Source organism: Clostridium pascui, from assembly GCF_016908015.1.
Classification (GTDB): domain Bacteria; phylum Bacillota; class Clostridia; order Clostridiales; family Clostridiaceae; genus Clostridium_AK; species Clostridium_AK pascui.
On record NZ_JAFBDB010000001.1, the window covers coordinates 908,876 to 929,064 of the forward strand.

The following is a 20,189-nucleotide window of genomic DNA, read 5'->3' on the forward strand; positions in this document are numbered from 1 at the left end:
GTCCCCCTTTTTACTCTCTTTCTTTTAAAACTTCAACCAAATTAAGCTTTGAAATTTTTCTTTTTAATGCTAGTTTAGCAATAAATAGAGATAGTATTGTTCCCATAGCTGCTATAATAATAGCATTATAACTTACATCTGTAGGCATATTATATAAATCACTGCTAAAAGCTTTAGAAACCAAGTCCATCATCGACTTTGTTATTGGGATACCGATTAATATTGATACAATACTTATAAATAATTGCTCTATAGACAGTACTTCTAACACTTCTTCTTCTGAAAATCCCATAACTCTTAGAGAAGCAAGTTCTCTCTCCCTTTCAGAAAATGAAATAACACTTGATGTATAAATTATAATAAATCCTAATATTACAGAAAAAATTAATAAACTCCATATAGTACTTCTTGATGTTTTCATCATCTCATTTATCTTTTTTATCAAATCATTTTTTACTTCTATACTTGTTATCACAGGAGATTTATTATAATACTCTTTAAAAATTTTGATATTTTCATCATCTATCTTTAACATAATAGATGTAGCAATTTCCTCTTTTGATACAAGCTTTGATAATTCTTCAATATTCATATAAGCGCTTAACCCAAGATACTGAGGGATTATTTCCGATACATAAACCTTCCTTTTTTCATCTCCAATAAAAGGACTTTCCAATTGAAGCTCTGTACCCACTTTAGCATTTAAAATTTGTGATGCCCTTTCTGAAAGTACTATCCCAGAATAAGGCAAAGCAATTTTATTTCCCTCTTTATCCAAAATATTGTACAGTACGCTGTCGCTTTTTATACCTATGACTGCAATGTCTTTTTCATGCCACAAATTTTTAAGATTTACAGGTAATTCAAGCATAGGCTCTACATCCATTACTTCTTTTCTATGTTTAATTTCTTCTATTATATTTTTACTTTTTAAAGGTGATTGAAAACTTACCTTACAATCATAAACCTGAACTTTCTCATATTGTTGATTAAATATTATGTCAAATAAATCAAATGAATTAAAAAAAGTACACATTAAGCTAAATGCAAATAATATACCAAATAGAGTAAATGTACTTCTTCCCTTATTTCTAAATATATTTCTTACAGCCATCTTACCTTGACTATTTAAGCTATTCCAAAAAAAATTTATCTTTTCTGCTAAGGTTTTCTTTGAAGCTCTTGGATTTTCTGGTCTCATAGCCTCTGCAGGTTCTAATTTTAAAACCTTTTTGCTTCCTTGAACTCCAGCTAAAATACTAACAACTAAGGATATAACTATTCCAAAAATCATATACTCAATGGAAAAAGAGCTGCTTAGGTTTGGTATACTGAAGTAATCCTTATACATTTCCGTCATAGGTACTGCTAAAGCTATTCCTGAAAGCCCTCCTACTAGTCCTCCTATAAGCCCAACAAATATAGCATAGGATGCATAATGATAAAGTACTTCTTTACTGCTATATCCAAATGATTTTAATATTCCAATTTGTCCCCTTTGCTGCTCTATAGTTCTTTTAAGCATTATATAAAGTATAAATCCAGCAATACATAAAAATATCATAGGCAATGTCTTTGATATCTTTTCAAGACTTAAAAGTTCTTGAGAAAGCATCAAATTACTTGCTTGATCCTTTCTTGCATATATGCCCTTTAAAGAATAACTTTTAAGAGAAAATTTAAGTTCATCTTCAATGTCTTTATACTTATAATTATTATCAACTTGAAAGGATATGTCATTAACTAAAGTTTTTTCTTTAAAATAAGATTTCATAACCTCATACGGAATATAAGCTACTCCAAACATCTCTGGATTTGGAAATAATTCTTGACTACTTTTCATTGCATACACAAAATCCGGACTCATTTCCGTTCCGCCTATATTAAAATTGACTTTTTTACCTTCAATTATTAAAGGGATTTCATCCCCAATCTTTAGTTTATTGGCATTAAAAAAGCCAGTATCAATTAAGATACTCTTTGAATTATTTTTTAAATACTCACCGTCAATCAGTATCGGCATATTTAATCTATAATTCTTATTTAAATCTACAGATATTAATCTAATATACACATTCCTATTGATATCTTCTGTATATACTCTAACATCCTTTACTAGTCTTCCCTCAATATACTTAATTCCTTTTATTTTCCTTAGATTATCTATTTCATTATAGGGAATTCCATTAACTGCTGCAAAGCCATCAGCGAAGTTTGCATTTTTATAAAATCTTTCTTTAGCAGAGTTTAAATTATTACTCACCATTGACATGGAAGTAAACACCAATATCCCCGCTGCTACTACAATGATACACGCTATATAAGAAGCCTTATTTTCTCTTATATCTCTTAACATTTTTAAAAACAACATTACCAACTAACCTCCTCAGGGGAAAGAGGTTTTTTATTTACTATTATGTTTACAAGCTTGCCATCCTTTATGTAAAATACCCTATCTGCAGTTTTAGCTATATCTGAGTTATGAGTAATTATAATAACGGTCTTACCGTATTTCTGATTGAAGTTTCTTAAAAGCTTTAATACCATTAATCCTGTATTACCATCTAGGGCTCCTGTAGGCTCATCACATAAAAGTATGTCTGGATTCTTTGCTAAAGCTCTTGCAATAGCTACTCTCTGCTGCTCTCCTCCAGACATTTGAGATGGAAAATGATCCGCTCTCTCTAAAAGTCCTACATCTTTTAGCATTTCTTTTGAATTTAATGGATTTTTACTTAGTTCTGCCGACAGCTTAACATTTTCTTCTGCTGTTAAATTTGGCATAAGATTATAAAATTGAAATACAAACCCAACTGCTTCTCGTCTATATATCGTAAGCCCCTTTTCATTTTCTTTGTGAAGTTCTTTATCCTTATAATAAAGCTCACCTGAAGATACTTTATCCATTCCACCAATCATGTTTAGAAGAGTACTCTTCCCAGATCCACTTGGACCTAAAACAACTAAAAATTCTCCGTTATAAATTTCAAAATCTATTCCATCTAAAGCTCTTACTTCTACCTCACCCATATGATAAACCTTCTTAATGTCTTTACCCATTAATATAACATTCAAAACATCACCGCCAGACATCTTTTTAATTTATGACATCACATTATTTTTATTCACTATGTTTGCTTTTTAGTATAAGTTCTATGAAAATAATACTCTGTCACTCATAACGTCTTTAGACTGTAGATTTTCAAAATAATTTAGTAATTTTTCTATAGTTAGCGCCTTCTTTTCCTCACCTTTAATATCTAATAATATATTGCCTCTATGCATCATAATAAGTCTATTGCCAAGCTTTATCGCATGATTTAAATTATGAGTTATCATAAGGGTAGTTATCTTTTTACTTTTGACTACTTCTTCAGTTAAATTTATTATTTTTTCAGAAGTTTTAGGATCTAGGGCAGCAGTATGTTCATCAAGCAAAAGAAGTCTTGGATTTGACATTGTAGCCATAATTAAGGACATCGCCTGTCTCTGCCCTCCTGATAAAAGTCCTACTTTATTATAAAGATTATTTTCAAGACCTAAATCAAGTTTTGATAATAATTCTTTAAAATATGGGATATCTTTTTTTGAAATCCCCTTAGAAAGACCAAATTTCCTTCCTTTGTTATGAGCCATGGATAGATTCTCCAATATATTCATTGAAGGTGATGTTCCCGAAGAAGGGTCTTGAAACACTCTCCCAATAAATCTTGTTCTTTTAAACTCAGATAAATTGGATATTTCTTTATCGTCTAAAACTATTTTCCCTTTATAATCTTCTATAGAACCTGAAATTATATTTAATAGAGTTGACTTTCCTGCTCCATTGCTCCCTATTATGGTAATAAAATCTCCCTCTTCAATATCTAGTGATAATTTATCTAAAACTAAATTTTCATTTATAGTATTCTCATTAAAAACCTTAGACAATTTCTGTATCTTGAGCATTAGTCATCCCTCCCCAAAGTGATAATTTTTTAATTTTTAACTTTAATTTATTTTGACTTAATCCAAGTGCACATACTACAATTACAGAAGTTATAAGCTTTAAATCTGTAGGCTCTAATCCCAATTTTAAAGCAGCCCCAATACTTAATTTATATAGAATCGCTCCAAATACTGCAACAGTTGTCAACTTAACCCATGATAACTTTTTGAATAAGGCTTCTCCAAGTATAATGGATGCAAGCCCCATTACAACTATTCCACTTCCCATACCTACATCTGAAAAGCTTTGATATTGTGCCATTATAGATCCAGATAAAGCTACTAAGGCATTTGAGATAGCAAGTCCAAGAATTTTAATCATCCCTTTATCAATTCCTAGTAAAGTTATAAGCTTTGGATTATCACCAGTTGCTTTCAAAAGAAAACCTATCTTTGTGTCTAGAAAAAAATCCAATATATACTTCGTCACCAAAACAAATATTAAAATAACTATTAAAGTATTATTACTACCTGTAAATATAGTTTTATTGTTGAAAAGGGGAATATTTGCTTTTCCCATGATTCTTAAATTAACGGAATATAATCCTGTCATTACTATAATTCCTGAAAGTAAATTAGTTATTTTAAGTTTTACATGTAAAACTCCTGTAATACCTCCAGCTATAGCACCTGCCAGCAAAGACAACACACAAGCAATGGCTGGGGACATACCTGAGGTTAAAGATGCAGCAGTAACCGCAGCTCCCAATGGGAAGCTGCCATCTACTGATAAATCCGGAAAGTCCAATATTTTGTATGAAATATATACTCCTAGAGCCATTATGCCAAATATAAGCCCTTGTTCTAATACACCTAACCAAAAATTAAACATTATTTTTCACCACCATTTATAATTGTCGCAGATTTTTTTAAGTCTTCAGATACATTTATATTTATCTTATTTGCAGTATCCATATTTATAACTAATTCAGTATCTATTAAAGTTGTAATTGGCATTTCCTTTGGACTTTTTCCTTTTATAACTTCTACTGCCATAACTCCTGTTTGATATCCAAGTTTATAATAATCTATACCCTCAGTAGCTAAAGCTCCTCCTTCGACTTCCGCCTTTACAGCTCCTATAATTGGAATCTTATTTTCAATGCACTTAGATGATATCAAAGGCATTGATGATGCGACAACATTATCTGCCGGAGCATATAAAACATCTATATTTTTCACAAGGGCACTTAAAGACTGAGATATCTCATTTGTATTAGTAACCCCTGAAGTTATAATTTTCAAACCATACTTAGGTGCTATTTTTTTAATCTTTTCAATTTCTGATTCAGTGTTTACTTCACTGGTGTTATAAAGTATGCCCATATTCTTAGCATTAGGTACTAGTTTTTTTAAGAGTTCTAATTGCTTTTCAATTGGCGCTGCATCTGTAGTTCCTGTAACGTTTGTTCCTGATTTTTCAAGAGAATTTGCAATACCTGCTTTAACAGGATCTGTTACTGCTGTTACAAGTATAGGCCTATCTTTTATTGCATTATACATCGCCTGAGCTGTAGGTGTTGCAATTGCAAATACTAAATCTTTGTCCTGAGATGCAAAGTTTTGAGCAATAGTTTGTACTGTAGGCATATCCCCTTGTGCATTTTGAAAATCTACTTTTAAATTTGTACCTTCCTTATAGCCATTTGCTGAAAGAGCATCCATAAATCCTTTCCTAGCTGAATCTAAAGATGGATGTTCAACTATTTGAGCCACCCCAATATTAATAATTTTTTCATTACCCTTACTAATAACTTGTTCATCCCCCTTGTTACTAGAACAGCCCGAAAATAAAGCTAAAGCCACCAACGGAATTGTTACTAAAGTTTTTAAAGTTTTTTTACACATCATAATTTTTGCCCCCTAAAATTTATTTATTATTAAAATAAAAAACAGACTTCTCTCCTTACTGGAGCGAAAAGCCTGTTCGCGGTACCACCCAAATTTATATCTCATTTAAATAACGGCATTTTGCCGGCACAGCCTACTTTCATATGAAACCCCTTCTCATGCTTCGAAGGAGTAAGCGCCCATCAACAAATCATAGATTTGTGATGTATACTTATGATTTCAACCTGCAACTCAAGGGTGAATTTCAACATAGGCTTAGTTTATGGGCTTTCACCTTTTCCCACTCTCTTTTAAACATCCTATTATTTACTTATCCCTATCACTGTTTTTATAATAAATATTTAATTTTAGATATAAAAAAACAGACTTATCTCCTCACTGGAGCGAAAAGTCTGTTCGCGGTACCATCCAAATTTATATCTCATTTAAATAACGGCATCATGCCGGCTCAGCCTACTCTCATATGCAACTCCTCTTTATTTTTCCAAGGAGTAAGTAATAATCAGCAAATCATAGATTTGCGATGTATACTCATGATTTCAACCTGCAACTCAAGGGTGAATTTCAACATAGGCTTAGTTTATGGGCTTTCACCTTTCCCCACTCTCTTTTAAACTTTCTACTGTTTACTTATCCCTATCACTGTTTTTATAATGAATATTTAATTTTTCATATAAAATAAAAAACAGACTTATCTCCTTACTGGAGCGAAAAGTCTGTTCGCGGTACCATCCAAATTTATATCTCATTTAAATAACGGCATCACGCCGGCTCAGCCTACTCTCATATGCAACTCCTTTTCATTTTCCAAGGGAGTAAGCACTAATCAGCAAATCATAGATTTGAGATGTATACTTATGATTTCAACCTGCAACTCAAGGGTGAATTTCAACATAGGCTTAGTTTATGGGCTTTCACCTCTCCCCACTCTCTTTTAAACATCCTATTATTTACTTATCCCTATCACTGTTTTATAAATATTCACTTATAATAATTTTCTTAAAATTTATTATTAACAATTTATCATACTTATTAATTAATGTCAATCATATTTTTAATTTTTTAGATAAAATTCCCTGTATCTAGGCTTCAAATAAAAAGGAGCTGAAATTCAGCTCCTTTCATTTGTCAACTATCTTAAATTGCTTTCGTAAGCTTCTACCATTTTCTTAACCATCTGTCCGCCTACTGATCCAGCTTCTCTTGAAGTTAAATCTCCGTTATATCCCTGTTTAAGATTAACTCCTACTTCATTAGCTGCTTCCATTTTAAATCTGTTTAAACCTTCTTTAGCTTCTGGTACTAATGCTCTGTTACTACTTCTATTTGCCATGATAAATTCCTCCTTTAATTTAAGTTGTATTAAGTAATAATCATTGTTGTAATATTAATATTACCTATTTGAAAATTAATACACTATTAAATTGGTGGAAGTTTATCCATTAGGTTCCATAAAATCCATATTTAGAAGCATTGTTTATTAAGGAAACATCTCAATGAATTGAGATGTGCTGATTTATAACGAAATTATAAATTTCTATAAATCATGCAAGGAAACATCTCAATGAATCCAACTGTTCTGACTTCTTTCGAAATAATAAATTTCTTCAAATCATTCATTGATTTTCTTTTAATAATTAAAATTATATTTTTCTAAAATAGTCAGTGGCATTTCCATTCTTGTAGTTTTTAAAGGGTCTACAATTTGACAAATTCTAAGGTTACCTACAAGAGATAAAAGCATAGCAGCTTCATTGATATTTATATTTAAATTTTCAGTCATAAACTTATGCATATTATGAGTTGCCATTTTTGATGCTTCATCTAAAGTTTTTGCTGAAGCTATAGTCATTATATGTTCTCCTTGAACAAGCATAGGGAGAGGCATCTTTTTCCCTTTTAATACATTTATCTTTACTTGTACTTCTCCCGGTATTTCAAGTCCACATATAGCAACTTCACCATCTCCCATTACCGCATGAAGATCTCCAATAGATAATAATGCTCCCTTCACATTTACTGGAAGATAAAGTACCGATCCTTTTACTATTCTATTACAATCCATATTTCCGCCATGATAATCTGGAACCATATTGTGTATCTCGCCTTCCGTTGGTGCAGTTCCAATAACCCCTATCATTGGATTTATAGGAATTTCTACTTTTTCATTGAACATGGCTTTTCCATCTTTTATAATTATTTTTTTAATTTGATCATCAGTAATTATATCTCCTAAAGCACCTACATTAGGTCTAACTCTCATTGTACCTTCCTCAGCTACTCTTATATCTAATATTTCTATTTTTAAAATATCAGATATTTCTGCTCCCTCAATATACAAAGGTCCTGTAGCAGGATTTCCAAAGTTAGGATTAATGCTGCTTCTTTCTTGATTCTCACTGCAAATTTGATTTTTATAACAATCGAAGGTTTCAAATGCTATGATATCTCCATCTTTAGCAGTTTCTACCCATTTATTTTCCTTTGTCATACTAAATATTGATTTTTCTTTTAAAATTCTTTTCATAGAATATCATCCCTCCTAAAAGTAAATTTTACCATAATGAAATTATTATATCATATTTATTTTATAAATTTAAAAAAAGCTAGCTTAAAAAAACTAGCTCCTCTATATTAAATTTATTCTTATATTTTGCTTATAAACTATGCTCTATAGTATCCATTAATCTTTACATAGTCATAAGTTAAGTCACATCCCCAAGCAACTGAATTGTAAATTCCATCATTTAAGTCAATAATTATATTTATATAATCCTCTTTTAAAATTTTTTCCACTAATTCCTTATTAAATATAGTGCCAGAACCTTTTTCCACAATTTTAACCGTATCTATGTTATTTTTAAAAGTTATATCTACATTTTGGGGATCAAACTCTGCACCAGAATACCCTAAGGAGCACATAATTCTTCCCCAATTTGCATCACTTCCAAAAAAGGCTGATTTTACTAAGCTAGAAGATATAACTGATTTTGCACAAATCCTTGCATCTTGCTTAGTTCTAGCATTATTTAAATTTACTTCTATAAGTTTTGTAGCACCTTCGCCATCCTTAGCTATCATCTTTGATAATTCTTTATTAACAAAATCAAATGCCTCCTTAAACTTAAAGTATTCAGCATTTTCCTCCTCTATTATTTTATTGCCAGCGGTACAATTTGATAATACAACAGCCATATCATTTGTACTTGTATCCCCATCCACTGATATCATATTATATGAGTCAATAACGCTTTCTTTTAGAGCCTTCGTTAGCATTAGTTTTGATATATTTACATTTGTAGCGATAAAACTTAAGATTGTTCCCATATCAGGATGAACCATACCTGAACCCTTTGCAATTCCTCCAATACATATTAATTCACCGTCTATTTCTAGTTCAACAAATATACTCTTTGTAAAGGTGTCTGTAGTCATAATAGCTTCCTCTGCATCTTTGCCACCATCATAAGAAAGCTTTGTGCATCCTACTTTTATACCTGGAATAATCTTATCCATAGGTAATGATATTCCAATTCTACCTGTGGATGCGATTAATACTTCCTCTGGAGATAATCCTAGACAATTAGCTGTAACTCTCCCCATTTCATAGGCATCCTCAACTCCACTTGCACCTGTACAAGAATTTGCATAACCACTATTTATTACTATAGCTTGAGTATTATTTGAATTAATGTGGTTCATATTTACTAAAAGCGGAGCAGCTTTAACTTTATTTTTTGTAAATACAGCAGCAGCCACTGACTTTTTTTCACTATATATTATACATAAATCCTTTTTTTCATTTTTTCTAAGTCCAATATGAAGTCCTGTTGCCTTGATATGAGGTACATCAGTAATGGTCTTATTGTATATAACTTTCATGATTATCTCCTCCATATATTACTTTTTACATTATAATCCCATAGATAAAAATTCTAATCCTGTTGTTTCTTTTAAATCAAACATAATGTTCATATTTTGAACTGCTTGACCAGCCGCTCCTTTTACTAAATTATCTATAGCTGATACTACAATAACCCTATTAGTTCTCTCATCTACCTTTATACCAATGTGACACAGATTCGATCCTCTTACCCATCTAGTTTCTGGTGATTCATTAACTATTTTTACAAAATACTCATCTTTATAAAATTCTCTATATATGTTCATTAATTCTTCTGTTGATAAGTTATCTATCAAATTACTATAGCAGGTAGCTAAAATCCCACGATTCATTGGAACTAAATGAGGGGTAAAAGATATCATTATATCTTCCCCAAAAACTTTACTTAACTCTTGTTCTATTTCTGGAGTATGTCTGTGACTTCCAATGCCATATGCCTTTATGGATTCATTGCACTCTGCAAAAAGTGAATCAATTTTTGCTGCTCTTCCAGCTCCAGATACTCCCGACTTTGCATCTATAATTATATTCTTGGAATCAATTAGCTTGTGTTTTAATAAAGGTGCTAATGCTAATATGCTAGCTGTAGGATAGCACCCTGGGTTTGCTAATATATTAGTTTTTTTAATGCATTCTCTATTAAGTTCGCATAAGCCATATACTGAATCCTTTAATGCTGATGAATACTCATGCTTAATTCCATACCAATTCTTATATACATCTTCTGAATCTAATCTAAAGTCAGCACCTAAATCTATTACCTTAACGCCTAACTCTAGAGCCTTCTTTGTTATCTCAAAAGATTTGCCATGCGGTAATGCTATAAAAAGCACATGGATTAAATTCAATCTATTAAATGCCTCTTCCGTGCTAACACAAACTTCATCTAAAAATCCATAATAATTTTTATAGATTTCATCATAATTCATATCTGCATAATTATGAGAATTCAAAAATTTTATATTTACTTTTGAATGATTATTTAGTATCCATGCCAATTGTTCTCCAGCATATCCAGTTGCTCCCATTATACCAACATTAATCATACTATCACCTCAGTTATATTAATTTTTTTATTTAAGAATAATTATGCAATAAATTTATAAAAAATGCAATATGATATTGAATTTTTATAGATATGATTGTATAATTATACTCATATTACACTATGAATGGAGTGATATCATGAATTCTCAAGATAATCTTTTAGATGAAAATAATTTATTACATCTTAATAAATATACTGGAAAAACCTTTGTAATTAAATATGGCGGCAGCATAATGGACAACCAAACAGCTCAACATGATTTTTTTCAAGATGTGTTAACTTTAAGCAACCTAGGCATCAATATTGTAATAGTTCATGGTGGTGGACCTGAAATTTCAATGTGGCTTAATAAAATTGGTATTACTAGCAAATTTATTAAAGGCTTAAGGGTTACAGATGCGCCAACTATGGAAATTGTTGAAATGGTGCTATCTGGACATGTTAATAAAAATTTATCATTAAGCTTAAGTAAAATAGGTGCTAATGCTATTGGTATAAGCGGTAAAGATAGTAATCTAATTAAAGCTAAAAAGAAATACATCTATGAAAAAGATGAAAAAATAGACTTAGGTTTTGTCGGTGAAGTCGTAAATATAAATGATACTGTATTACTTAGTTTAATTGAAAAGAATTATATTCCTGTAGTCTCTCCAATTGGTTGTGACTTAGATGGCAATAGCTATAACATTAATGCTGATTATGCAGCAGCTTCCATAAGCGGTGCTTTGAAAGCAGATAAATTGATAATTATGACAGATATTGAAGGAGTATATACAGATATAAATGATTCTTCTACACTGTTAAGCTCTATTACCGCTGCTGAAATTAATGAGTTAATAAGCACTGGTATTATTAATGGAGGAATGATTCCAAAATTGGAATGCTGTACTAATGCATTAGAAAAAGGAGCAAAAAATGTTCATTTATTGGACGGAAGAAAAAATCATAGTTTATTACATGGCATAACTACAAATTGTGGAACTAAAATTATATAAAGAAGAGGTGTATATAGATGTCAAAAAATAATATAATGAATACTTATGGAAGATTTGATGTTACTTTTGAAAAAGGCATTGGCAGTAAAATTTACGATATTAACGGAAATGAATACATTGATTTTGTTTCAGGTGTAGCAGTGAATTGCTTAGGGCATAGTCATCCTTCTATTATTAAGGCTATAACAGAACAAAGTAAACAATTGATTCATATTTCAAATTACTATTGGAACACCAAGCATACACAGCTTTCTGAGAAATTAATAAATAACTGTGACCATGAAAAAGTATTCTTTTGCAATAGCGGAACTGAAGCAATCGAAGGTGCTTTTAAACTAGTAAGAAAATATGGTAAATTAACTGGTAATACCGATAAATCAACCCTCTTATATATGGATAATTCTTTCCACGGTAGATCCATGGGCGCACTTTCTATTACTGGTCAGGAAAAATATCAAAAGGACTTTTTACCTTTAATTCCTAATGTAAAGAAAATAAATTTTAATGATATAGATGATTTAAATGAAAACTTTAACGAAAATGTATGTGGTATTATTTTAGAGCCTATTCAAGGTGAAGGAGGCATAAATGTTGTAAATTCTGATTATTTGAAAGAAGTTAGAAATTTATGCGATAAATATGATGCTTTATTAATATTTGACGAAATACAATGCGGTATGGGAAGATTAGGAGAACTTTTTGCATATAAAAAATTCGATGTAATTCCAGATGTTATATGCATTGCTAAAGGCTTAGGCGGCGGTTTCCCAATTGGTGCTTTTATCGCTAATAAAAAAGCTTCAAACGCTTTATCGCTAGGCGACCATGGCAGCACCTTTGGCGGAAATCCTCTTGGATGTGCTGTTTCTTTAGCTGTTTTAAACGAATTAGTTGAAGGCGGTGTTATTTCGTCAGTTGCTTCAAAAGAAATATATTTAAAAGAAAAGCTAAGTGAGCTTAAAAATAAATATAATGTTATAGATGAAATAAAGGGCATGGGTTTATTAATTGGAATAAGCATTAAAATAAATCCAAAAGAATTTTCAGATTTATGTTTTAAAAATGGTCTACTTGTAGTAACAGCAGGAACTAATGTTATAAGATTACTTCCTCCTCTTAATGTTACATTACAAGAGATCGACGATGTCATTAATATCCTTGAATTAGTTATGAAAAAGCTATAATTATAATACAAATACCCCAATACTCTTGCAAAGCATTGGGGTATTACTATTCTTTAAATTAATGTAATTTCTTCTTATTAATTTCCATTAAATTCTTCAGCTAATTTTTCAAAAGCAGAAATAGAATTTTCAATCATATCAAACTGTACACAATAGGATATTCTAAAATATCCTGGACATCCAAAGCCACTTCCTGGTACCAATAATAGATTATATTTCAGCGCTCTTTTTACAAATTCAACATCATCATCTATAAGTGCTTTAGGAAAAAGATAGAACGCTCCTTGAGGCTTTACGCATTCAAATCCTATTCTTGTAAGATTTTCGTATAAAAAATCTCTTCTCTTTTTATATTCTTCAATATCTATCTTAGCTCCTAAAGAATCACAAACAACCTTTTGAAATAACCCTGGGGCATTTACAAAACCAAGTGTACGGTTGCAAAAACTTAAAGCACTCATAAGTAAGTTTATATCTTTTATTTTGCTGCTTGCAGCAATATACCCTATTCTCTCACCTGCAAGCCCCAATGACTTACTGAATGAATTTACTATAATTGCATTGTTAAAAATTGAAAACATACTGGGCACCTTGGTTCCATCGTAAACTATTTCACCATAAGGCTGATCTGAAATAACAAATATAGTTGTCCCATATTCCTTTTCTTTTTTCTCTATAATTTCTGCAATATATTTTAGCTTCTCCTCACTATATACAACTCCAGTTGGATTATTGGGATTGTTAATGATTAAAGCTTTTGTATTCTTAGTAATACTATTTTGAAAATCACTTAAATTCGGCTCAAAATTAGATTTGTCTGGAGAAACAACTACTGTTCTTCCACCATGATTATCAACATAAAAATTATATTCTACGAAATATGGTGCAAAAACAATCACCTCTTCTTCATTGTTAAGAATAGCTTTTAAAACTACATTTAATCCTCCTGCAGCACCAACTGTCATTACAACATTATTAGCTGAGAGTTCAATATTACTTTGCTTTTGCAGGAATTTTGCTATCTTTTCTCTGACCTTTGGATATCCGGCATTGTTCATATATCTGTGAATCCCTTTTTCACTATTTAATATATATTTCTTAAGTGATTCCATAACCTCTACTGGAGGTTCTGCATAAGGATTTCCAAGACTAAAATCATAAACCTTATCTGCCCCATATTTTTTAGAAAGTTTTTCTCCCTCTTCAAACATAGCCCTTATCCAAGAAGCTTTGTCCAAATTGTTTATTATTTTTTTTGAAAACATAATAGCCCTCCTTTTATTTATAGCAAGAATAAATAAATTTATAAGTTTGTACTATTTTAATATAAAACTCTGTATAATGCCATACGTAATGCTAAATTAATATTTATAAAAAGGAGAGTTATAAACTCTCCTTTTTAGATCTTAGCTTGACAAGTAATACCTATTTGTTATAGTAATAATGCCATTACTGCTTTTTGGACATGCAATCTGTTTTCTGCTTCATCAAATACAAGAGATTGTGGACCATCAATAACCTCTGAAGTTACCTCATAACCCCTGTATGCAGGAAGACAGTGAAGAAATATTGCATCTTCTTTCGCCATTGAAAAGAGCTCACCATTTACCTGATAATGTTTAAATATCTCTATTCTTTTCTGTTTCTCTTCTTCCTGACCCATACTTACCCATGTGTCAGTATACACTACATCTGCATCCTTTACTGCCTCTATAGGATCTTCTGTAATTGTTATATTTACTCCTGTAAGCTTAGCATACTCCTTTGCGGTTTTAACTACTTCAGCATTGCATTCATATCCTTTAGGCGTAGCAACTGCTATATCCATTCCAACCTTACTGCAGCCATAAAGAAGAGAGTGTGCAATATTATTTCCATCACCTACATACGCAAGTTTAAGTCCATCAAGCTTTGACTTACTTTCATATATAGTTAAAAGGTCTGCTAAAACCTGACACGGATGAAATAAATCAGTTAATCCATTTATTACAGGTACCGTTCCATACTTTGCAAGATCCTCTACATCACTTTGTTTATAAGTTCGTATCATAATTCCATCCACATATCTTGAAAGCACTTTAGCTGTATCTTCAATAGTTTCCCCTCTACCGAGTTGTATATCTTGAGAACTTAAAAATAATGGGTATCCACCTAACTGAACCATTCCAACCTCAAAAGAAACTCTTGTTCTAGTAGATGACTTAGTAAAAATCATACCCAAGGTCTTTCCTTTTAAAATCTTATGCTCTATATCGTTTTGGAGTTCATATTTTAGTTTCTTAGCCATCTCAAGTATATTGAAAATTTCTTCTGTAGTTAAATCTTTTAAGCTCAATAAATGCTTCATTTTCCCATCCCCTTTAATTATCTTAATATTGATCTAACGAATATATTTCAACTTCATCCTTCTCATTAAAACTGCTTAAAGCCTTTATAATTGCGCTCATAGTATCTAAAGATGTTATACACGGCAAGTTATATTCCATAGCAGTACGTCTAAGTAAAAAACCTTCTCTAGATCTTACCTTTCCCTTAGTAGGAGTATTTATAATCATTTGAAGTTTATTTTTTTTAATCTGTTCACTAACTTCTTTCATTGGTATTAAAGTAACATCTATATCTTGTTCCTTTAAGTAAGTATAAGTATTTTCTGTTGCAAACAACTTGTATCCTAAGTTCAATAGCTTCATTGAAAGCTGTAAACTCTCTTCCTTATCTCTTTCAGCTATAGACAAAAGTACATTTCCTTCTTTTAAAATTTTGACACCTGAAGCTAAGAGTCCCTTATATAATGCTTTTCCCAAACTTTTATCAACACCCATTACTTCTCCAGTAGATTTCATTTCAGGACCTAAGAAAGTATCTACCATAGTAAGCTTCGAGAATGAAAATACAGGAACCTTTACAGCTACTAAAGAGCTTTCCTCAACCAGGCCTGGTGTATAGCCCATATTCTCTAAGTTATTTCCTAAAATAATGTCAGTAGCCAGTTTAACCATAGGTATACCAGTAACCTTTGTAAGTATTGGTACTGTTCTGCTGGCTCTTGGATTTACTTCTATGATTTGAACCTTATCTTCTTCATCTATAACAAACTGAATATTAAATAGTCCCTTTATTTTTAATGCCTTTGCTAATCTTATAGTATAATCTATAATTACTTCCTTAGTATCCTTACTTAAGGTTATTGGAGGGTATACCGACATGCTGTCCCCTGAATGTACTCCTGCTCTTTCTATATGTTCCATTATTCCAGGTATTAAAACATTCACTCCGTCTGAAATTCCATCTACCTCTACTTCTTTTCCCATTATATATTTATCTATAAGCACTGGGTGCTCCTTAGAGGCATCCACTGCAAGTTTCATATATTCTTGCATTTCTTTATCGCTATATACTATTTCCATAGCTCTTCCTCCTATTACATAAGAGGGTCTTACTAAGACTGGATATCCGATTTTATTTGCTATAACTAATGCATCTTCTACACAATGGGCAGTACTTCCATTTGGTATTGGTATATCAAGACTTTCAAGCAACTCAAGAAACTTTTCTCTATCCTCAGCCATATCTATACTTTCTAGGTCAGTTCCTAAAATCTTGACACCAGATTTTTGAAGTGAAGCTGCAAGATTTATGGCTGTCTGTCCTCCAAACTGTACTATTACTCCCATAGGCTTTTCTCTTTCGATAATATCTAATACACTTTCACTTGTAAGAGGCTCAAAATATAATCCATCAGAAATATCAAAATCAGTACTTACCGTTTCTGGATTGTTATTTATAATTATTGATTCAATACCTTTTTCTTTAAGCGTTTGTACTGAATGAACACTACAATAATCAAATTCAATTCCTTGTCCTATCCTTATAGGTCCTGACCCTATTACTATAACTTTTTCCCTACTGCTTACCTCTGCATCGTTCTTTTCTTCATATGTGGAATAATAATATGGTGTAGTAGCTTCAAATTCTCCTGCACAAGTATCTACCATCTTGTATACTGGATGAAGATTAAGCTCTTTTCTTTTTTTAGTAACTTCTTCTGTAGATACGTTAAGTAAATTTCCAATATACGAATCTCCAAAACCAATTTTTTTGGCTCTATTCATGAGTTCATAATCTATTTCATTGATGCTATTACTTTTTATTTCTTCAGCTAAAGTTACTATCTTCTGAAGCTTTTTAATAAAGAAATAATCTATCTTAGTTATATTAATGATTTCTTCTACAGATACTCCCTTTTGAAGGGCCTTTGATATGGCAAATATTCTTTCATCACTTTGCTCTTTAATAAACTTTATAAGCTCATCTATGGACTTATCTGCAAAAAGCTCTAATCCTAACTGATAATCTAGTTTTACATCTAATGAATCTATGGCTTTTAGAAGGGATTCCTCAAAATTTCTTCCAATTGCCATAACTTCACCTGTGGCTTTCATTTGAGTTCCAAGTGTACGATTGGCATCTCCAAACTTATCAAAAGGCCATCTTGGCACTTTAGTTACTACATAATCCAGTGCAGGTTCAAAACAAGCATAAGTATTTTCAGTAATAGAGTTTTTTATTTCATCAAGATTTAAACCAAGGGCAATTTTAGCCGTAACTCTGGCAATTGGGTAACCTGTTGCCTTAGATGCTAATGCACTAGATCTACTTACTCTAGGATTTACCTCTATAACTACATACTCCATACTATTTGGATTTAATGCAAACTGTATATTACATCCTCCATTAATCTTAAGAGCACGAATTATTTTAATAGATGCAGATCTAAGCATCTGATACTCAACATCACTTAAGGTTTGGCTAGGCGCCACCACTATACTATCTCCTGTATGAACACCTACTGGGTCAAAGTTTTCCATATTACATATTACAATACAATTATCTGCATTATCTCTCATGATCTCATATTCAATTTCTTTCCAACCAGCTACACTTTGTTCTACTAATATCTGATGTATCATACTTAGTTTTAAACCACGACTAGCAATATCTTTAAACTCATCTAAATTATTGGCTATTCCTCCACCAGTTCCTCCTAAGGTATATGCAGGTCTAATAATTATAGGAAATCCTACTTTATTTGCAAAATCCAATCCGTCCTCTAAAGTGGTTACTATACTGCTAACTGCTACCTTTTCACCTACTTGTTCCATTGTTGCCTTAAATAACTCTCTATCCTCTGCTCTTTGTATAGATTCAAGCGTTGTACCTAAAAGTTTTACATTAAGCTCTTCTAGTATTCCATCCTCAGAAAGTTCTACTGCCATATTAAGTGCTGTTTGCCCTCCAATGGATGCTAGTATACCATCAGGCTTTTCCTTATAAATAATCTTTTTTATGAAATCTAATGTGATAGGTTCTATATATACTTTATCTGCTACATCTACATCGGTCATAATAGTTGCTGGATTACTATTTATTAGGACAACCTCCACACCTTCCTCTTTTAATGATCTACAGGCTTGTGTGCCAGAATAATCAAATTCCGCAGCCTGTCCTATAATAATAGGACCTGATCCAATAACCATAACCTTTTTTATATCTTTTCTCTTAGGCATTGTCCTGCACCTCCATCATTTTAATAAACTCATCAAAAACATAAGCTGAATCCTGAGGACCTGGAGCTGCTTCAGGATGATATTGTATACTTAAAATTTGATACTTTTTATGCCTAAAACCTTCAATAGTACCATCATTAACATTTATATGAGTAATTTCAACTTCATTGCTTATACTTTCTTCAAGAGCATAACTATGATTTTGTGAAGTGATATATATTCTACCTGTTTTCAAATCTTTTACAGGGTGATTTCCTCCATGATGACCAAACTTTAATTTATATGTGTTTCCTCCAAGAGAAGTTCCCAAAAGCTGATGTCCAAGACAAATACCCATAATTGGCTTTTTACCAATTAGCTCTTTAATATTCTCTACAACACTAATCAAATCCTTAGGGTCTCCTGGTCCATTAGACAGGAGAATGCCATCAGGGTTTATGGATAAAATGTCTTCTGACAAGGACTCAGATGGAAAAACATAAATATCACATTCTCTGTTTTTTAAATGTCTTAAGATGTTTTTCTTAATTCCAAAATCTATTACAGCAACCTTTTTCCCTTTGCCTTCAATTCTATACATATTTTCAGTACTTACTTCCTTGACAAATTCCCTTTTAATTAATGCTTTTTCTTTAATATTATTAATTTGTTTATCAATATCAAAGCACTCTGTAGAGATTATTCCATACATACTACCAGCACTTCTAATATGTTTTGTGAGTGCCCTTGTATCTATATCTTTTATACCCACAATTCCGTGTTTTATAAGATACTCTTCTGTTCCTATGCTGCATCTCCAATTGCTTGGCTCCTCACAGCCTTCTCTAACAATAAAACCCTCTACATAAGGTTTAATAGACTCCTTATCGATATTATTACATCCATAATTGCCGATTAATGGATAGGTCATTGTAACTATTTGACCATTATAGGATGGATCCGTAAGAATTTCTTGATATCCCGTCATACAGGTATTAAAAACCACTTCTCCAAATCCATCTCCTTTTGCACCATATGAGTTTCCAATAAAATAGCTACCATCTTGTAATACGAGTATCGCCTTCATACATATACCTCATTTCTATGCTAACTCTTGCATAATCATTAATATTATATTTTTACTAATACTATCACATAAACTTCTATACATTGGTATATAAGTAAATTCAAATTTAAAGATAATATATATTTATTCTGCATTTTTAATAATTATACATAAATTCGGATAATAATGCAATAGCTTTGGAATAAATATTAATATTCTTGTATATATATTCGCAGATTATTGCACTAAATCTTATATTATAAGATGCTATAGAGAGTTATACAAAATTGAATATGGATTCACTTCGTATTTTCTGATTGTATAGAAACTTATGTAACTAAATTGAATGAACATCACGATAAAACCAAAGAAAATATATGAATTGCAGATCAGACGGAAGACCAGTAGATGTAATACCTATGGTAAGGTAGTATTAAAGTTGCTTAAAATCTAAAAGAGCACATCAAGTATACTTGATGTGCTCTTAATTATTTACCGTTTACTAAAAGTCTTTCAAAATTAAACAGAGAATGAAACCTTCAAGAAAGCTCATCGCTTCTTGTCGACTCCTTAGAAAGGAGGTGATCCAGCCGCAGGTTCTCCTACGG

15 protein-coding genes are annotated in these 20,189 nt (G+C 31.5%); 2 read left to right on the forward strand and 13 right to left on the reverse strand.

What is annotated here, in order from left to right; all coding sequences use genetic code 11:
- Positions 1 to 10: 10 nt before the first annotated feature.
- The 9 genes from JOC70_RS04985 to argC form a co-directional block, all read right to left on the reverse strand.
- Positions 11 to 2,371: an ABC transporter permease gene (locus tag JOC70_RS04985; protein ID WP_204597765.1), complete on the reverse strand. Its 2,361-nt coding sequence runs from the start codon at positions 2,369 to 2,371 to the stop codon at positions 11 to 13.
- Positions 2,371 to 3,075: an ABC transporter ATP-binding protein gene (locus tag JOC70_RS04990; RefSeq protein ID WP_204597766.1), complete on the reverse strand. Its 705-nt coding sequence runs from the start codon at positions 3,073 to 3,075 to the stop codon at positions 2,371 to 2,373. The genes JOC70_RS04985 and JOC70_RS04990 overlap by 1 nt, the downstream gene beginning before the upstream one ends.
- Before the next feature lie 78 nt (positions 3,076 to 3,153).
- Positions 3,154 to 3,948, reverse strand: a complete 795-nt coding sequence (locus JOC70_RS04995; protein ID WP_204597767.1) for an ABC transporter ATP-binding protein — start codon at positions 3,946 to 3,948, stop codon at positions 3,154 to 3,156.
- Positions 3,923 to 4,819, reverse strand: a complete 897-nt coding sequence (locus tag JOC70_RS05000) for an ABC transporter permease (RefSeq protein ID WP_204597768.1) — start codon at positions 4,817 to 4,819, stop codon at positions 3,923 to 3,925. The genes JOC70_RS04995 and JOC70_RS05000 overlap by 26 nt, the downstream gene beginning before the upstream one ends.
- Entirely contained in the window at positions 4,819 to 5,838 is a 1,020-nt protein-coding gene (locus JOC70_RS05005; protein ID WP_204597769.1) for an ABC transporter substrate-binding protein, read from the reverse strand. Before JOC70_RS05005 ends, JOC70_RS05000 begins: the two co-directional genes overlap by 1 nt.
- A gap of 1,132 nt (positions 5,839 to 6,970) precedes the next feature.
- Positions 6,971 to 7,171, reverse strand: coding sequence for an alpha/beta-type small acid-soluble spore protein (locus JOC70_RS05010; RefSeq protein WP_097025980.1), 201 nt, complete (start codon positions 7,169 to 7,171; stop codon positions 6,971 to 6,973).
- A 297-nt stretch (positions 7,172 to 7,468) separates the two neighbouring features.
- Entirely contained in the window at positions 7,469 to 8,365 is an 897-nt protein-coding gene (locus tag JOC70_RS05015; RefSeq protein ID WP_204597770.1) for an acetamidase/formamidase family protein, read from the reverse strand.
- Between the two features lie 137 nt (positions 8,366 to 8,502).
- Complete coding sequence (gene argJ, locus JOC70_RS05020; protein WP_423880665.1) at positions 8,503 to 9,720, reverse strand: bifunctional ornithine acetyltransferase/N-acetylglutamate synthase; 1,218 nt, start codon at positions 9,718 to 9,720, stop codon at positions 8,503 to 8,505.
- Between the two features lie 30 nt (positions 9,721 to 9,750).
- On the reverse strand, positions 9,751 to 10,788 hold the full coding sequence (argC, locus tag JOC70_RS05025; RefSeq protein ID WP_204597772.1) for an N-acetyl-gamma-glutamyl-phosphate reductase: 1,038 nt from the start codon (positions 10,786 to 10,788) through the stop codon (positions 9,751 to 9,753).
- A gap of 139 nt (positions 10,789 to 10,927) precedes the next feature.
- Between argC and argB the strand changes: the two genes are divergently transcribed.
- Complete coding sequence (gene argB / locus JOC70_RS05030) at positions 10,928 to 11,785, forward strand: acetylglutamate kinase (RefSeq protein WP_243429032.1); 858 nt, start codon at positions 10,928 to 10,930, stop codon at positions 11,783 to 11,785.
- Between the two features lie 17 nt (positions 11,786 to 11,802).
- A complete protein-coding gene (locus JOC70_RS05035) occupies positions 11,803 to 12,969 on the forward strand; it encodes an aspartate aminotransferase family protein (protein ID WP_204597773.1) in 1,167 nt (388 codons plus the stop codon).
- A 77-nt stretch (positions 12,970 to 13,046) separates the two neighbouring features.
- Here JOC70_RS05035 and JOC70_RS05040 read toward each other — a convergent pair whose 3' ends face one another.
- The 4 genes from JOC70_RS05040 to carA all read right to left on the reverse strand — a co-directional run bounded on the left by JOC70_RS05040 (position 13,047) and on the right by carA (position 19,602).
- A complete protein-coding gene (locus tag JOC70_RS05040) occupies positions 13,047 to 14,234 on the reverse strand; it encodes a pyridoxal phosphate-dependent aminotransferase (protein ID WP_204597774.1) in 1,188 nt (395 codons plus the stop codon).
- Between the two features lie 167 nt (positions 14,235 to 14,401).
- A complete protein-coding gene (gene argF, locus JOC70_RS05045) occupies positions 14,402 to 15,316 on the reverse strand; it encodes an ornithine carbamoyltransferase (RefSeq protein ID WP_204597775.1) in 915 nt (304 codons plus the stop codon).
- 22 nt (positions 15,317 to 15,338) lie between these two features.
- Positions 15,339 to 18,536 (reverse strand): carbamoyl-phosphate synthase (glutamine-hydrolyzing) large subunit, encoded by a 3,198-nt coding sequence (carB, locus tag JOC70_RS05050; protein WP_204597776.1) that lies wholly within the window; start codon positions 18,534 to 18,536, stop codon positions 15,339 to 15,341.
- Positions 18,529 to 19,602 (reverse strand): glutamine-hydrolyzing carbamoyl-phosphate synthase small subunit, encoded by a 1,074-nt coding sequence (gene carA / locus JOC70_RS05055; RefSeq protein WP_204597777.1) that lies wholly within the window; start codon positions 19,600 to 19,602, stop codon positions 18,529 to 18,531. The genes carB and carA overlap by 8 nt, the downstream gene beginning before the upstream one ends.
- Positions 19,603 to 20,189 lie beyond the last annotated feature (587 nt).

Coding starts and splice junctions, on each gene's coding strand:
- JOC70_RS05005 (WP_204597769.1), bottom strand. CDS start 5,838: ATGATGTGTAAAAAAACTTTAAAAACTTTAGTAACAATTCCGTTGGTG.
- JOC70_RS04995 (WP_204597767.1), bottom strand. CDS start 3,948: ATGCTCAAGATACAGAAATTGTCTAAGGTTTTTAATGAGAATACTATA.
- JOC70_RS05000 (WP_204597768.1), bottom strand. CDS start 4,819: ATGTTTAATTTTTGGTTAGGTGTATTAGAACAAGGGCTTATATTTGGC.
- argC (WP_204597772.1), bottom strand. CDS start 10,788: ATGATTAATGTTGGTATAATGGGAGCAACTGGATATGCTGGAGAACAA.
- JOC70_RS05010 (WP_097025980.1), bottom strand. CDS start 7,171: ATGGCAAATAGAAGTAGTAACAGAGCATTAGTACCAGAAGCTAAAGAA.
- argF (WP_204597775.1), bottom strand. CDS start 15,316: ATGAAGCATTTATTGAGCTTAAAAGATTTAACTACAGAAGAAATTTTC.
- JOC70_RS05035 (WP_204597773.1), top strand. CDS start 11,803: ATGTCAAAAAATAATATAATGAATACTTATGGAAGATTTGATGTTACT.
- JOC70_RS05015 (WP_204597770.1), bottom strand. CDS start 8,365: ATGAAAAGAATTTTAAAAGAAAAATCAATATTTAGTATGACAAAGGAA.
- argB (WP_243429032.1), top strand. CDS start 10,928: ATGAATTCTCAAGATAATCTTTTAGATGAAAATAATTTATTACATCTT.
- JOC70_RS04985 (WP_204597765.1), bottom strand. CDS start 2,371: ATGTTGTTTTTAAAAATGTTAAGAGATATAAGAGAAAATAAGGCTTCT.
- carB (WP_204597776.1), bottom strand. CDS start 18,536: ATGCCTAAGAGAAAAGATATAAAAAAGGTTATGGTTATTGGATCAGGT.
- argJ (WP_423880665.1), bottom strand. CDS start 9,720: ATGAAAGTTATATACAATAAGACCATTACTGATGTACCTCATATCAAG.
- JOC70_RS05040 (WP_204597774.1), bottom strand. CDS start 14,234: ATGTTTTCAAAAAAAATAATAAACAATTTGGACAAAGCTTCTTGGATA.
- carA (WP_204597777.1), bottom strand. CDS start 19,602: ATGAAGGCGATACTCGTATTACAAGATGGTAGCTATTTTATTGGAAAC.